The sequence below is a fragment of the Microbacterium sp. PF5 genome, from assembly GCF_004794315.1.
Taxonomy (GTDB): Bacteria; Actinomycetota; Actinomycetes; order Actinomycetales; family Microbacteriaceae; genus Microbacterium; species Microbacterium sufflavum.
Genome location: NZ_SSDQ01000145.1, coordinates 1 through 13,650, shown reverse-complemented (window position 1 = coordinate 13,650; position 13,650 = coordinate 1). Strand labels below are relative to the sequence as shown.

The following is a 13,650-nucleotide window of genomic DNA, read 5'->3' as shown; positions in this document are numbered from 1 at the left end:
CGTAGGGGAGGCTCCAGGGAGGATGCTCGGAGCGGAAGCTCAGCGGGTGACGGCCACGGTGTCGCTGAGGCCGGCGGACACGAGCGTGCGCAGCAGCTGCGGCATCCAGTCCGCGGGGCGCTCCTCCAGGGTGTCGCTCACCGGTTCCTGCTCCCGCGGCAGCGCCGACGGATCGAGGTCGTTGTCGATCAGGTACACGACCTCGCCGGGCTTGACGTAATACAGGCGCTCGCGCGCCTGAGTCGTGATGTAGGCGGGATCGTCCCACCGATCGCGCTCGGCGGAGAGCGCGGCGATCTCGGCCTCGCTGACCTGCACCGAGGCCTCCAGCGCCGCGATCTTCTGCCGCTGGTCGATGAACGTCCCGAGCGTGGGGACCAGCACCCAGGCGCCGAGCACCACGAGCGACAGCATGATCGCAGAGAACGCGGACAGTCGGATCCCCGACGCCCACTCCCGCACGTCCACCGGCGGCGCGGCGCCCTCCGCGCTCCGTGGCGCTCGACGCCCCGGCTTCGCGGACGGTGCCGGCCATGCGGTCTTGGCCGTCGCGGGGCGCGCAGACGCGTTCGACGACGACGAAGGAGGAGCCGGTCGTCGTGCCACGGCTCCTCCTCCGTCATGCCGCCTCGGCGGCGTCGTCCTGCCGCGGCTCACGCGGCTCTGTCACTGTGTGTGCGCTCAGGCCCGGTAGCGCGGGAACGCGGAGCGGCCGGCGAAGACCGCGGCGTCGCCGAGCTCCTCCTCGATGCGCAGCAGCTGGTTGTACTTCGCGACGCGCTCGCTGCGCGCCGGGGCACCCGCCTTGATCTGACCCGCGTTCGTGGCGACCACGAGGTCGGCGATCGTGGTGTCCTCCGTCTCGCCCGAGCGGTGCGACAGCATGGCCGTGTAGCCGGAGCGCTGCGCCAGGCTGACCGCGTCGAACGTCTCGGTGAGCGTGCCGATCTGGTTGACCTTCACCAGCAGCGAGTTGGCCACGCCGCGGGCGATGCCGTCGGCGAGACGCTGCGGGTTGGTGACGAACAGGTCGTCGCCGACCAGCTGCACCTTCGAGCCGAGCGCTTCGGTGAGGTGCTTCCAGTTGTCCCAGTCGTCTTCGGCGAGTGCGTCTTCGATGGTGACGATCGGGAAGTCGTTCACCAGGCCGACGTAGTACTCGGTCAGCGCCGCGGCGTCCCAGTCCTTGTTGTCGAGGCGGTACACGCCGTCGTTGAAGAACTCGGTGGCGGCGACGTCGAGGCCCAGCGCGATGTCGGTGCCCGGGGTGAACCCGGCCTTCTCGATGGCCTTGACCAGGAAGTCGAGGCCCTCGCGGTTGCTGGGCAGGTCGGGGGCGAAGCCGCCCTCGTCGCCGAGGCCCGTGGCGTAGCCGGCGGCCTTCAGCTCGGCACGCAGCACGTGGTAGGTCTCGACGCCCCAGCGCAGCGCTTCGGAGTAGGTCTCGGCGCCGATCGGAGCGAGGAAGAACTCCTGCATGTCGATGCCGTTGTCGGCGTGCTCGCCGCCGTTGATCACGTTGAACAGCGGCACGGGCAGCACGTGCGCGTTGGGGCCGCCCAGGTAGCGGAACAGCGGGAGGTCTGCGGAGTCGGCGGCGGCCTTCGCGACCGCGAGGCTGACGCCGAGGATGGCGTTCGCGCCGACGCGCTTCTTGTTCTCGGTGCCGTCGACCTCGATCAGGATCTCGTCGACGATGCGCTGCTCGCTCGCCTCCACGCCCTCGAGCGCCGGGCCGAGCTCGTCGATCACGGCCTCGACCGCCTTGCGCACGCCCTTGCCCCCGTAGCGGCTCTTGTCGCCGTCGCGCAGCTCGTACGCCTCGAAGGCGCCGGTCGACGCACCGGACGGCACGGCCGCACGCTGCACGATGCCGTCGTCGAGGAGCACCTCCACCTCGACGGTCGGGTTTCCGCGCGAGTCGAGAATCTCGCGTGCGCCTACAGCCTCGATCAGTGCCACTGATGTGCTCCTTGCTCAGGGAAAAGGTTGTGTGGAGCGTCGTCGATCCGCGCCCCAGTCTAGCCCCGGGCTCCGACGGCGCCGGGGTGACAGGCGGCGCCGGGTGGATGCCGCGCGCGGGCCGGGTCAGACCACGAGGGCCAGTGCGACGCCGTCCCAGCCCTTCAGCCCCACGGTCTGAAGCGCGGTCGCATCGAACCGCGGGTCCTCCCCCAGCATCCGCAGGCCCTCCCTGGTGCCGATGACCTTCGGATCGGTCGAGTCGTCGCGCACGATCTCACCGTCACGGCCGATGTTGTCGAGCACGACCACGGTGCCGGGATGCCCGAGCCGCGCGGCCCAGTCCAGGTACACGGTGTTGGACTCCTTGTCGGCGTCGATGAACACCAGGTCGAACCCGCCCACCAGCGTCGGGAGCACGTCGGCGCCGCGGCCGATGCGGATGTCCACCCGTTCGCCGACACCGGCCGCATCGAGGCTCGCCCTGGCCACCGCGGCGTTGTCCGCCTCGGCCTCGACCGTCACGACCCGTCCCTCCTCCCCCACGGCGCGTGCGAGCCAGATCGTGGAGTAGCCGCCGAGCGTGCCGATCTCCAGCACCCGCCGCGCCCCGCTCAACCGCACCAGCAGGTTCAGCAGCTTGCCCGCCAGGGGCGCGACCTCGATCTCGGGCAGCCCCGCGGCCCGTTGGGCGGCGAGCGCCGCGTCGAGCGCGGGATCGGGCTCCAGGAGCTGCTCGGCGAGGAAGGTGTCGGCGTCGGCCCAGGCGGCGGGGGTGGAGTCCATGCGCTCAGCCAACCCCCGGCGCACGCGGCGCGTCAAGCGTCGCCGCCGCTGCTCCGGCTCGCCGCGGCGCGAGCGGCGGCTGCACCCGGAACTGCCCGGTCAGCAGCAGCACGAGGATCACCACCGCCGCGACCAGCCAGGCCGCGACACCCAGCGGTCCCGCCAGCGCGAGGTCGGGCTGTGTCGCGGCGAACAGCACCACCATCCCGGCTGCGGCGTTCAGCGAACCGTGCGCGACGACCGCCGGCCACACCGACCCGGAGCGCAGGCGCAGCCAGCCGAACAGCACACCCCACGCGACGCACCCGCCGACCATGAACAGCACGCCGGTGACGTCGGTGCGACCGAAGTTGTAGCCGAGCAGGATCACCGGACTGTGCCAGAGACCCCAGATGACGCCGCTGAGCAGCAGCGCCGGCCAGGTGCCCAGCGGACGCAGGGCGGGCAGCAGCCACCCGCGCCACCCCAGTTCCTCACCGAACGCGAACCCCGCGTTGACCAGCGCGCCGAGCGGGATCATCGCGAGCTGCGCGAACACCACGACCTCGACCGGCGGCATCGGCGTGCCGGCGGGGAGCGCCCGTGCCAGCTCGGCCGCGAACGCCCCGGACGTCGGGTCGAGCCGCACCCAGCCGAGGGCGGCGGAGACCAGGATGCCGAGCCCCACCAGCAGCGGGGGGATCAGCCACGCCGCGACCAGGAGCCACACGACGCGCTTCGCCGGGCGCAGCGGCCAGAGCCCCAGGAAGCGCAGGCGCGCACCCGGCCTGGGCACCCGCATCACGAACACCACGAGCACCGTCGCGAGGGCGGGCGTCAGCATCATGGCCGGCAGCAGGAGCGTCGAGATCGGCTCAGCGAGCCCCGCACCCAGCCAGAGCGGCAGGGCGACCAGCCAGGCGAGGCCGCAGGCTGTCGCGATGAACACGAGCACCGCGGCCCACGGCACGCGCGTCACGGCTCCCTCCGCGTCGCGTGTCGTGTCGTCGACGGTCATCGTCCGCTCCTCTCGGTCGCCCCGTCGGGCCCTCCCCCGTGGTCCGTCCGCCCGGCGGCCCGATCGACGTAGGCCTGCAGCAGTGCCGCGGCCTCCTCGGCCCCGTCGATCGTCACGATGAACGGTCCGTGGTCGCGGCGCGCCACCTCGATCGCGGAGCCCTGTCGCATCACGATGCCGCTGCGGCCGTCCGGCGAGAAGCGCCACCCCCATCCGCCGAACTCCCCGAACGGCGAGACGGTCACGGCTCGCGCGGACACGATGCGGTCGACCGGGATGCGCTGACGCGGCCAGCCGAGCGGAGCCTGCGCCGTGAGGCCCTCGGGTGTCACACGGACCCGGAACGACGCCGTCGCGGCCACGGCGAACGCCACCACCACGGTCACCAGGACCGCGATCCACGCCCCGGTGATGCCGCCCGCGAGCATCCACACCGCCAGCGCGATCAGCCCGAGGAGGACGACCAGAAGGAAGGCCAGGGCCCCGCGGGGCATGGTCGTGGTGCCCACCCAGACCACCCGTTCCCCGTCGGCCACCCGCACGACGTGCCGCGGCTCGAGCGTGCGCCCGGGCTCGGGCCTCACCCTGGGCTGAATGAGCCAGGCGACACCTCCGGTGACGAGGAGAGCGGCGAACGCGAGCGCCGTCACGACGCCGATGCCCGGGACCTCGGCGGTCGACGCGAGGTCGCGCTGGATCCACAGCGACCCGAGGCTCAGCACCGCGGCGAACCCGGACATGCCGGCCGCGAGCGCACCCATCAGCCGGGCGGCTCCGCCCCAGTGCGCAGCCACCGCGGCGAGCGTGGTCGCGGCCATCAGGAGCGGGAGGCCGAGCCCGACGCCGAGGAGCAGCCAGAGGTAGACGATCGGGGCACCGAAGCGGTCGGCGCCGTCGAGACCCCAGTGCACCGCGACGGTGCCGGGGAGCGAGGGCAGCCAGGACAGCAGCACCGCGGCGGCGATGGCCGTGATGACCACGGGCACGGCGACCGCGACCAGGACGAAGAGGAGGCGCGCCCGCCGCAGCAGCGCGGGCGGCGTGCGGGTGAGGTCGTGGGTCGTCATGGCGAATCCTCCTCTGTGGTGCGCGGTGTGGTCCGCTGTGCGGCGCGGGCGCTCCGGTCGTCGACGGGAGCGCGGTGGGTGCGGACGATGCCGGCGAGCGTCTCGGCGGAGACCCCCACCGCGGCGGCACGACGGACGAGTCCGTCGATCTCGTGCGCGAGCTCGACCAGCGGGGCCGCAGAGGCCGCGATCACCGCGCCCCTGCCGCGCCGGAGGTCGACGAGACCCTCGTCGCGCAGCCGCTGGTAGGCGTGCAGCACCGTGTGCTGGTTGATGTCGAGCGCGCTCGCGACGTCGCGCGCCGCGGGCAGCCGGTCGCCCGGGGTGAGCGCGCCCGCCAGGATGTCGGCCCGGATGGACGCGGCGACCTGGTCGTACAGCGCGTGCGGACTGTCGACGTCGACGCGGATCAGCATGGCGACCTCCTATCGCTATTTATTCTATGTCAACTAGAACAACTGTGCCAACCCTCCAGACGTCTTCGCCGGTCGCTGCCGCATCCTCCACACTGACCTCATGCGCATCACCCCCCGCCGCCTCGCGGTCGGCATGAGCCTGTGGATCCCGAACCTGTTCAGCGGCATCCGCGTGCGCCGGTTCAGCGAGGACTGGACCCACGCGACCGTCGAGCTGCACGTCAACGTCTTCACCCGCAACTACGTCAAGACGGCGTTCGGCGGCTCCATGTCGGCCATGACAGACCCGTACTTCTTCATGCTCGTGATGCACCAGCTCGGGCGCGACTACGTGGTGTGGGACACCCGCGGCGAGATCGAGTTCCTCAAGCCGGGACGCGGCGTGCTCACGGCCGAGTTCTCGGTGCCGCGGGAGAAGGCGGAGGAGCTGCGGCAGCGCGCCCACGGCGGCGGCAAGGTGCTCGAGTGGTTCGAGACCGTGATCACCGACCGCGACGGCGACACCGTGGCGAGCGTGCGGCGCCAGGTGTACATCCGCGAGAAGAAGCGCGTCACCGCCGCCCGCCGCTGACGCGACACCGGCCGTTCACCGGCACGTGGGACGATGGCCGCGTGCCCCTCGCCCGACGCCTGACCCTCGCCGACGCCGTCGCGATCGGCCTCGGCTCGATGATCGGCGCCGGCGTGTTCGCCGTGTGGGCCCCGGCCATCGGCGTGGCGGGCAGCGGCATCCTGATCGCCCTCGCGATCGCCGCCCTCGTGGCCTACTGCAACGCCACCGCGTCGGCACAGCTCGCCGCCGTCCACCCGGTCGCGGGCGGCACGTACGCCTACGCGCGCGCCGAGATCGGCCCGTGGTGGGGCTTCGTCGCCGGCTGGAGCTTCGTGATCGGCAAGATCGCGAGCTGCGCGGCCATGGCGATGACGTTCGCTGCCTACGCCGTCCCGCCCGCCTGGCAGACGCCGGTCGCGGTGCTCGCCGTCGCGGCGCTCGCGGTCGTCAACTGCTTCGGCGTCACCCGCACCGCGCTGCTGACCCGGATCCTCGTCGCCTGCTCCCTGCTCGGGCTCGCGGTCGTGGTGATCCTCGGGCTCGGCGCCGCTCCCACCTCGACCCCCGCCCCGCTGCCCGACGCGACCGCGTACGGCGTGCTCCAGGGAGCCGGGCTGCTGTTCTTCGCATTCGCCGGCTACGCCCGGATCGCGACGATGGGCGAGGAGGTCACCGACCCCGCGCGCACGATCCCCCGCGCGATCGCCCTGGCCCTCGGCGGCGCCGTGGTCGTCTATGCGCTGGTCGGCCTCACCGTGGTGCTGGTGCTCGGCGCCGAGGTGCAGGGCGCGACCGCGCCGCTGGCAGACGTGCTCGTCGCCGCCGGCTGGTCGTGGGCGACGCCCCTGGTGCGGATCGCCGCGGCGGCCGCGTCCCTCGGGGCACTCCTGGCGCTGCTCACCGGCATCGGACGCACCGTGCTCGCGATGGCCAGGGAGGGCGACCTGCCGCGGTTCCTGTCCCGCATCGACGCCCGGCATCAGGTGCCCCAGCGCGCGGAACTCGTGCTCGCGGCGGTCGTGATCGCGCTGGTGCTGACGGCCGACCTGCGCACCGCGATCGGCTTCTCCTCGTTCGGGGTGCTGCTCTACTACCTGATCGCCAATGCCGCGGCCTTCCGTCAGCGCGGTGCCGCCCGACGGTCGCCGCGCGCGCTCCAGGTGGTCGGCGCGCTCGGCTGCCTGGTGCTCGTGAACACGCTGCCCGTGGCGGCGTCCCTCATCGGAACGGCCGTGGTCGTCGCCGGGGTGGCCTATCGACTCGTGCGGCTGCGGCTCGAACGGCGCGCCGATCACTCCCGCAGCGCGGAACGGTAGCCCCGCGGAGCGATGCCCAGCACGGCCCGGAAGTCCCGGGTCAGATGCGCGTGGTCGGCGTACCCGAGCTCGGCCGCGAGCGACGCCAGGTCGACCGCGGGCTCATCGCGCACGCGCTGCGCGGCCTCCTGCAACCGTCGGCGACGGATCATGGCCGCGGGCGACAGCCCCACGTGCCGTCGGGTGAGGCGCTGCAGGGTGCGCACCGACACCGCCAGGCGCGTCGCGGCCTCCTCGGGGGTCAGCGCCGCCCCGTCGCCGAACAGGGCGTCGAACACGGCGTTCGCACCTCGGGCATCGTCGTCGTCCGCCGGCGCGTTCGCCACGAGCCAGCGGGAGAACGCCGCGACCGCGCGCTCCCGGCGCCCCTCCCCCGCGCGCATCGCCGCCGACACCCCGTCGTGCAGCTCCGGTGCCGCGACCGCGCGGGCGGTGTCGACGAGGGCTGCCGGATCGGGCTCGAGCGCGGGCACCGCGGCCGGACGCAGGAGGGCGCCCACGGCCCAGCCGCGCCCGCTCAGGTCGCGGTGTAACAGGCGGGTGGTCGCGCCGGACAGCGTCACGGCGTCGGGCTCGACCACGAGGTTGAGCGCCGGATACGACACCACCTCCTGCCGAGAGGAGCGTCCGGGCTCGATGTCCCACTCCGGGATCCAGAACCACGCCACGAGGTGCCGGACCTCGGGCGGAGCGGGCAGGCGGTGGAACTGCGGCAATCGCGCGGGATACAGCACACCCCTGGTCGGATTCACCATGCGCTCAGCGTAGGGGGCACCGCCGACGCGACGCCGTGGCGCCCGTGTCGCGCATCTTCAAGCGCCCGGCGCGCCGCACGATCTACCGTGGCGACATGACCGATCAGACACCCGCAGACCTGCCCGTCACCGGCGTGACCGGTGCGCACACGACCGACGGCCGCCCGCACGGCGTGACCTCGCTCACCCCGTTCCTCGCGATCCCCGACGCCGCCGGTGCGCTCGCGTTCTACCGCGACGTGTTCGGAGCCCGCGTGATCGACGTGACCGAGTTCGGCGACGTCGTGGCCCACGCCGACCTCGACTTCGGCACCGGTCGACTGCAGCTGGGCGAGCCCAGTCCCGACTACCACCTCGTGCCGCCGCCCGCCGGCGACGACGCCTGCTATTCCCTCGGCCTCTACGTGCCCGACGTCGACGCCGTGGTCGAGCGCGCCGTGGCCGCCGGTGCCACCGTGCGCGAGCCCGCGATGCACTTCGTGTCGGGCGACCGCTTCGCCAGCATCCGCGACCCGTTCGGCGTGCGATGGTCGATCATGACCAGGGTCGAAGACCTCTCGGACGAGGAGAGCGCGCGCCGCGTCGCCGAATGGGCGGCGTCGTTCAGCGCGGGGCAGGCCGACGCGAGCTGAGCGCGACGACGGTCGCCCGCTGCACGGCGGGGAGCAGCGCCTCCGCGGTGCGCCGGTAGCCGAGCGGGCTCGGGTGGAACCGGTCGAGGCTGAACATCGCCTCCGGCTCGTCGAAGAACAGCGGCCCCACGGCGCGGCGCAGATCGACCGGCTCGGCCCCCGCGCGGCGGGCCGCCTCCGCCTGCACGGCGGCGAGCCGACGCGACAGGCTCGAGGCGATGCGGCGCAGCGGCTGCGGCACCGCGCGGAGCGCCCCCAGATCCGGGCAGGTGCCCACCACGACCCCGGCGCCGAGGTCGCGCAGCCGCCGCACCGCGTCTTCCAGGTGCCGCGCGGACTCGGCGACCGGCAGGCGATGCGTCACGTCGTTCCCGCCCACCACGACCACCGCGACGTGCGGACGGTACCCGGGCGGCAACGCGTCCAGCTGCGTCGCGAGGTCGCGCGACTCCGCGCCGACCCTCGCCACCGTACGCAGGCGCACCGGACGCCCCAGACCACGCGCGAGCGCCTTGGCGAGTCGTCCGCCCAGGGTCTGCTTGGGGCGCTGCGCCCCCAGCCCCGCCGCGAGCGAGTCTCCCACCAGCAGCAGGTCGAGCGGGGCGCCGTCGAGCCCCGGCCGCCAGAGCCGGTCGGCATCGAGCGACACCTCCCCGAGCGGCTTGCCGATGCGCCGTCGCGCGAGCGCGGCCTGACGGACCAGCACGAGGCGCAGCACCGCGGTCAGCAGGGCGACGGCGGACACGGCGGCGAACACGGGACGGAGGCGACGCACGACCCGATTCGAGTCGACCGCCGTGAACGCCCGGTGAACACCACCGAGCCCCGGATCAGCCGAGCGTCTTGACCTCGAGCTCGTCGGAGCCTGCCCGCACGCTCGCGAAGTGGGTGTAGCCGTCGGCGGCCGCACGCTCCAGCAGCGCCTTGAGGTTCTTGGTGCGCTGCTCGAGCCGCACGCGCGCCCCCCTCGCCACGAGCTCGGCCTTGCGGGCGACCAGCTCGCCCACCGGCACGTCGGCATCGTGGACCAGGACGATCGCCTGCGCCTCGGTGTCGGGGTCGGCGGAGACCAGGTCGACCAGCCGCTCGAACCCGAGCGAGAATCCCACCGCGGGAACGTCCTGCTTCAGGAACCGGCCGATCATGCCGTCGTAGCGCCCGCCGCCGCCGAGCGAGTACCCGACGGAGGGGTGCGCGAGCTCGAAGATCGTGCCCGTGTAGTACCCCATGCCGCGCACGAGGAACGGGTCGAACACGAGCGGGATCTCGACGTGCTCCGCGACCACGGGGCGTGCGGCCGCCACGGCCTCGCCGATGCCGGTGAGGTGCGCGATGAGCTCGTCAGGGACGCCCTCGGGCAGCGCCTTGCGGATCTGCCGCTCCCCGTACGGGTGGTACTCCAGCGTCTGCGGGCGGCGGAGGAACTCCTCGAACGCGGCGACGGCGGTCGCGGTGACCCCGCGCTCGCGCAGCTCGGCCGCGACCCCCTCCGGCCCGATCTTGTCGAGCTTGTCGATCGTGATCAGCACCTGCGGGCGCTCCTCGGTCGTGAAGCCCAGGTGGCCCAGCATCCAGTCGAGCAGGCGGCGGTCGTTGATGCGCACGGTGGCACCCTCGAGCCCCAGCGCGTCGACGGCGTCGAGCGATGCGACGAGCAGCTCGGCCTCGGCCCGCCCCGACGCATCCCCGATGATGTCGATGTCGCACTGCACGAACTGGCGGTAGCGGCCCTTCTGCGGCCGCTCGGCCCGCCACACCGGCGCGATCTGCACGGAGCGGAACACACCGGGGAGCTGACCGCGGTTGCTGGCGTAGAAGCGCGCCAGCGGCACCGTCAGGTCGTAGCGGAGCCCCAGGTCGGACAGCGCGGCGGGGTCGTCGGCCGCGGCGCGGATCGCGTCGGCGTCGAGACCGCGGCGCAGGATCGCGAACGACAGCTTCTCGTTGTCGCCGCCGATGCCCGCGTGCAGCCGCTCGTACTCCTCCACCACGGGCGTCTCGATCTCGTCGAACCCGTGCGCGCGGTAGCGCTCGCGGATCACGGAGAGCACGCGCTCACGGCGGGCCTTGTCGGCGGGGAGGAAGTCGCGCATGCCGCGCGGCGGGTTCACAGTAGCCACCCGTCCATCTTCCCAGGTCGTCGGCGGCACCCGCGCGTCGGGTCAGCCGGCCTCCGCCCCGCGCACCTCGTCCTCCAGCAGCCGCAGCCGCTCGCGCAGCGCCCGCTCGGCATCCCACCCCTCGGCGCGCGCGGTCGCGACCAGCGCCAGGAGCGCGTCGCCGAGCTCCGCCTCGGACGCCGGAGTGGCCGCGACGGGGCTCTGCGGCACCGTGACACCGGCCCCCGCGGCCCGGCCGACCAGCTTCTGCGCCAGGGCGAGCGCCGGCATCCCCCGTGGCACGCCGTCGAGCACGCTGCGCCGCGTGCGCTTCTCCGCGGCCTTCGCCGCGTTCCAGTGGATCAGCACCTCCTCCGGCGTGGTGGCGACCTCGTCGCCGAACACGTGCGGATGACGGCGCACCATCTTCTCGGTGAGCGTGGCGGCCACGTCGTCGATGTCGAACGGATCGTCGGGGTCCTGCGCGGCGATCGCGGCGTGGAACAGCACCTGCCACAGCAGGTCGCCCAGCTCCTCACGCAGATCGTCGCGGGTGCCGGACTCCACGGCGTCGATCACCTCGTGCGACTCCTCGATCAGGTACGGCACCAGGTCGCGGTGGGTGATGCGCTGCGACCACACGCAGCGCTCGCGCACGGCCCGCATGGTGTCGGCCGCGGCCCGCAGCGCATCCACGTCAGGCCGCGACTCGTCGGCAGACCCGCTCATGCGTCCTCCGCTCCTCGGTCAGGCCCGCCCCGCTCTGCGGAGGAGGCACCGGCGAGGCGACGGTACCAGCGGGCCCGCAGCGACACGATCACCGCCGAGAGCAGCAGTGCCAGGAGCGAGCCGACCAGCACCCCGAGGATCGCCTGGTCGCGCAGGCCCGCGTCGGCGGCGAACGCGAGGTTCGCGAGCAGCAGCGACACCGTGAAGCCGATGCCGCCGAGCGCTCCCGCCGCGACGATGTCGGCGAAGGGCAGCGCCGGATCGGCTCCCCGCGGGCGGATGCGCATCGCGAACCAGCCGAACACCGTGATGCCGACGATCTTGCCGACCGGGAGGGCCACCACGATGGCCCAGAACGCGGGCGACAGCTCCGTCGGCGCCACCGCGGGGATCACCACGAACGCCGCGACGAATGCGAACACCGGCAGGATCACCCCGTTGACCGTGGGCTCGAGCGCGTGCCGCGTACGGCCGGCGGGCACCGGCGCCATCACCAGCCCCAGCATGACCCCCGCGATCGTGGCGTGCACGCCGGACGACGCCACGAGCGCCCACGTCACCACACCGACCACGGTCATCGCGACCGCGATCAGCGGATGCCCCTTCGCGTGCAGGAGCCGGCTGAGCACCCAGAACACGGCCACACCGACCAGGGCCAGCACGAACAGCAGCCACTGCACGTCGTGCGCGAACAGCACCGCGATGAACACGATGCCGATGATGTCGTCGAGGATCGCGAGCGCCAGCAGGAACACCCGCACGCGCGACGGCAGGCCGCGGCCGAACATCGCCAGCACACCGAGCGCGAAGGCGATGTCGGTCGCGGTGGGGATCGGCCAGCCGGACGCCGTCTCCGGGCCGCCCGCGATCAGCAGGTACACCAGGATGGGGACCAGCACCCCGCCGGTCGCGGCGATCGCCGGCTGCACGGCCTTGCGCGGGGAGTCGAGCTCGCCGTGGGTCAGCTCGTGGCGCAGCTCGATCGCGACCACCAGGAAGAACACCGCCAGCAGACCGTCCGAGACCCAGTGCGCGATCGACAGGTCGAGCGCCGTGCCCGGCACCGCGAGGTGCGCGTCCAGCAGCCCCGCGATCGCGTCGTGGGTGGGCAGGTTCGCGAGGAGGAGCCCCAGTCCGGCCGCGACGAGCAGGAGGACGGCGGGGAACTGCTGACCGCGGAGGGGGTTCGCTGTGATGCGCATCGTCTCCATCGTAGGCGGCGGTGTCCTCCGGCCGTCATGCGTGCAGGAGGCGTTCTCACCCCGGGATACTCTCGGAGGGTGACCCCCGATTCCCCCGCTTTCTCCGAGCCGACGCCCACCGAGGCCATCCGCGTGATCGGTCGTTTCGAAGCCGGTCGCGGCATTCCCGATGCCATGCGCTCCGACGTGCGGATGCTGGGCCAGCTGCTCGGCCAGGTGCTCCGCGAGGCCGGCGGCGACGACCTGTTCGACGACGTCGAGCGTCTGCGCCTCGCGACCATCCAGGCCTACGAGGACGAGACCTCCGACGCGTTCGAGCGGGCCGCGGCGATCGCCGAGTCATTCACGATCGCCCGCGCCGACGAGGTCGCGCGGGCGTTCACCTGCTATTTCCACCTGGTGAATCTCGCCGAGGAGCACCAGCGCGTGCGCGTGCTGCGCGAGCGGGCCGGCCAGCCGGGGCGGGAGGACGCGAGCGACACGGTCGCCACGGCCTACGCGCGCCTGCGCGACGAGGTCGGCGAGGACGAGGCGCGCCGCCGTCTCGCCGGTCTGCGCTTCCACCCGGTGTTCACGGCGCACCCGACCGAGGCCCGCCGCCGTGCGGTGTCGTCGAGCATCCGCCGGCTGTCGGAACTGCTCACGCAGCACGACGCCGCGAGCGCGGGCGGCGCCGAGGAGCACCGCGCCCGCCGTCGCATGCTGGAGGAGATCGACACGCTGTGGCGCACCGCCCCGCTGCGCGCGCAGAAGCCCTCCCCGACCGACGAGGTCCGCACCGTCATGGGCGTGTTCGACGAGACGCTCTTCACGACGGTGCCGCACGTGTACCGCCGCATCGACGACGCACTGCGCGGCGAGGAGTCCGGAGCCAGCGCGCCCGTGGTGCCCTCCTTCGTGCGCATCGGCTCGTGGGTGGGCGGCGACCGCGACGGGAACCCGTTCGTCACCGCGGCCGTCACGCGCGAGGCCTCGCAGATCGCCTCCGACCACGTGCTGCGCGGACTCGAGCGCGCGCTGGACCGCATCGGCCGCACGCTCACGCTCTCGGCCGACGACACGCCCCCGAGCGCGGAGGTCGTCGCGCTGTGGGAGGCCTTCGCGGCCGCCGAGCCCGAGGTCGCCGCCGAGCTCGC

General features: G+C 73.3%; 15 protein-coding genes. 4 read left to right on the top strand and 11 right to left on the bottom strand.

Annotated elements, in window-relative coordinates:
- Positions 1-39 precede the first annotated feature (39 nt).
- From DW297_RS13995 to DW297_RS13970, 6 genes are all read right to left on the bottom strand, one after another.
- Positions 40-606 (bottom strand): FtsB family cell division protein, encoded by a 567-nt coding sequence (locus tag DW297_RS13995; protein ID WP_240744634.1) that lies wholly within the window; start codon positions 604-606, stop codon positions 40-42.
- A gap of 75 nt (positions 607-681) precedes the next feature.
- A complete protein-coding gene (gene eno / locus DW297_RS13990; RefSeq protein ID WP_136033431.1) occupies positions 682-1,962 on the bottom strand; it encodes a phosphopyruvate hydratase in 1,281 nt (426 codons plus the stop codon).
- Between the two features lie 126 nt (positions 1,963-2,088).
- Positions 2,089-2,748 (bottom strand): O-methyltransferase, encoded by a 660-nt coding sequence (locus DW297_RS13985; RefSeq protein WP_136033428.1) that lies wholly within the window; start codon positions 2,746-2,748, stop codon positions 2,089-2,091.
- A 4-nt stretch (positions 2,749-2,752) separates the two neighbouring features.
- Positions 2,753-3,745, bottom strand: a complete 993-nt coding sequence (locus tag DW297_RS13980) for a CPBP family intramembrane glutamic endopeptidase (protein WP_136033426.1) — start codon at positions 3,743-3,745, stop codon at positions 2,753-2,755.
- On the bottom strand, positions 3,742-4,812 hold the full coding sequence (locus DW297_RS13975; protein WP_136033424.1) for a DUF1648 domain-containing protein: 1,071 nt from the start codon (positions 4,810-4,812) through the stop codon (positions 3,742-3,744). The genes DW297_RS13980 and DW297_RS13975 overlap by 4 nt, the downstream gene beginning before the upstream one ends.
- Positions 4,809-5,228, bottom strand: coding sequence for a GntR family transcriptional regulator (locus DW297_RS13970; protein WP_136033422.1), 420 nt, complete (start codon positions 5,226-5,228; stop codon positions 4,809-4,811). Before DW297_RS13970 ends, DW297_RS13975 begins: the two co-directional genes overlap by 4 nt.
- 100 nt (positions 5,229-5,328) lie before the next feature.
- Between DW297_RS13970 and DW297_RS13965 the strand changes: the two genes are divergently transcribed.
- Complete coding sequence (locus tag DW297_RS13965; RefSeq protein WP_136033419.1) at positions 5,329-5,799, top strand: PaaI family thioesterase; 471 nt, start codon at positions 5,329-5,331, stop codon at positions 5,797-5,799.
- Positions 5,800-5,840: 41 nt separating this feature from the next.
- Positions 5,841-7,097, top strand: a complete 1,257-nt coding sequence (locus tag DW297_RS13960; RefSeq protein WP_136033417.1) for an APC family permease — start codon at positions 5,841-5,843, stop codon at positions 7,095-7,097.
- Here DW297_RS13960 and DW297_RS13955 read toward each other — a convergent pair.
- Entirely contained in the window at positions 7,073-7,852 is a 780-nt protein-coding gene (locus tag DW297_RS13955) for an AraC family transcriptional regulator (RefSeq protein WP_136033415.1), read from the bottom strand. The two genes, DW297_RS13960 and DW297_RS13955, sit on opposite strands and share 25 nt — an antisense overlap.
- A gap of 95 nt (positions 7,853-7,947) precedes the next feature.
- Between DW297_RS13955 and DW297_RS13950 the strand changes: the two genes are divergently transcribed.
- On the top strand, positions 7,948-8,484 hold the full coding sequence (locus tag DW297_RS13950) for a VOC family protein (RefSeq protein ID WP_136033413.1): 537 nt from the start codon (positions 7,948-7,950) through the stop codon (positions 8,482-8,484).
- Here DW297_RS13950 and DW297_RS13945 read toward each other — a convergent pair.
- The 4 genes from DW297_RS13945 to nhaA all read right to left on the bottom strand — a co-directional run bounded on the left by DW297_RS13945 (position 8,456) and on the right by nhaA (position 12,514).
- Positions 8,456-9,259, bottom strand: a complete 804-nt coding sequence (locus DW297_RS13945; RefSeq protein WP_136033411.1) for an SGNH/GDSL hydrolase family protein — start codon at positions 9,257-9,259, stop codon at positions 8,456-8,458. The two genes, DW297_RS13950 and DW297_RS13945, sit on opposite strands and share 29 nt — an antisense overlap.
- Before the next feature lie 55 nt (positions 9,260-9,314).
- A complete protein-coding gene (gene hisS / locus DW297_RS13940; RefSeq protein WP_240744635.1) occupies positions 9,315-10,577 on the bottom strand; it encodes a histidine--tRNA ligase in 1,263 nt (420 codons plus the stop codon).
- Positions 10,578-10,646: 69 nt separating this feature from the next.
- Positions 10,647-11,312: a MazG family protein gene (locus DW297_RS13935; RefSeq protein ID WP_136033408.1), complete on the bottom strand. Its 666-nt coding sequence runs from the start codon at positions 11,310-11,312 to the stop codon at positions 10,647-10,649.
- Entirely contained in the window at positions 11,309-12,514 is a 1,206-nt protein-coding gene (nhaA, locus tag DW297_RS13930) for a Na+/H+ antiporter NhaA (protein ID WP_136033406.1), read from the bottom strand. The genes DW297_RS13935 and nhaA overlap by 4 nt, the downstream gene beginning before the upstream one ends.
- A gap of 78 nt (positions 12,515-12,592) precedes the next feature.
- Between nhaA and DW297_RS13925 the strand changes: the two genes are divergently transcribed.
- The coding region (locus DW297_RS13925) for a phosphoenolpyruvate carboxylase (protein ID WP_136033404.1) at positions 12,593-13,650 on the top strand (1,058 nt) is incomplete at its 3' end.

Bases quoted from the DNA above. Each gene is read 5' to 3' on its own strand.
- DW297_RS13985 (WP_136033428.1), bottom strand. From the start codon at position 2,748: ATGGACTCCACCCCCGCCGCCTGGGCCGACGCCGACACCTTCCTCGCC.
- DW297_RS13980 (WP_136033426.1), bottom strand. From the start codon at position 3,745: ATGACCGTCGACGACACGACACGCGACGCGGAGGGAGCCGTGACGCGC.
- DW297_RS13975 (WP_136033424.1), bottom strand. From the start codon at position 4,812: ATGACGACCCACGACCTCACCCGCACGCCGCCCGCGCTGCTGCGGCGG.
- DW297_RS13970 (WP_136033422.1), bottom strand. From the start codon at position 5,228: ATGCTGATCCGCGTCGACGTCGACAGTCCGCACGCGCTGTACGACCAG.
- DW297_RS13965 (WP_136033419.1), top strand. From the start codon at position 5,329: ATGCGCATCACCCCCCGCCGCCTCGCGGTCGGCATGAGCCTGTGGATC.
- DW297_RS13955 (WP_136033415.1), bottom strand. From the start codon at position 7,852: ATGGTGAATCCGACCAGGGGTGTGCTGTATCCCGCGCGATTGCCGCAG.
- DW297_RS13950 (WP_136033413.1), top strand. From the start codon at position 7,948: ATGACCGATCAGACACCCGCAGACCTGCCCGTCACCGGCGTGACCGGT.
- hisS (WP_240744635.1), bottom strand. From the start codon at position 10,577: ATGCGCGACTTCCTCCCCGCCGACAAGGCCCGCCGTGAGCGCGTGCTC.
- DW297_RS13935 (WP_136033408.1), bottom strand. From the start codon at position 11,312: ATGAGCGGGTCTGCCGACGAGTCGCGGCCTGACGTGGATGCGCTGCGG.
- nhaA (WP_136033406.1), bottom strand. From the start codon at position 12,514: ATGCGCATCACAGCGAACCCCCTCCGCGGTCAGCAGTTCCCCGCCGTC.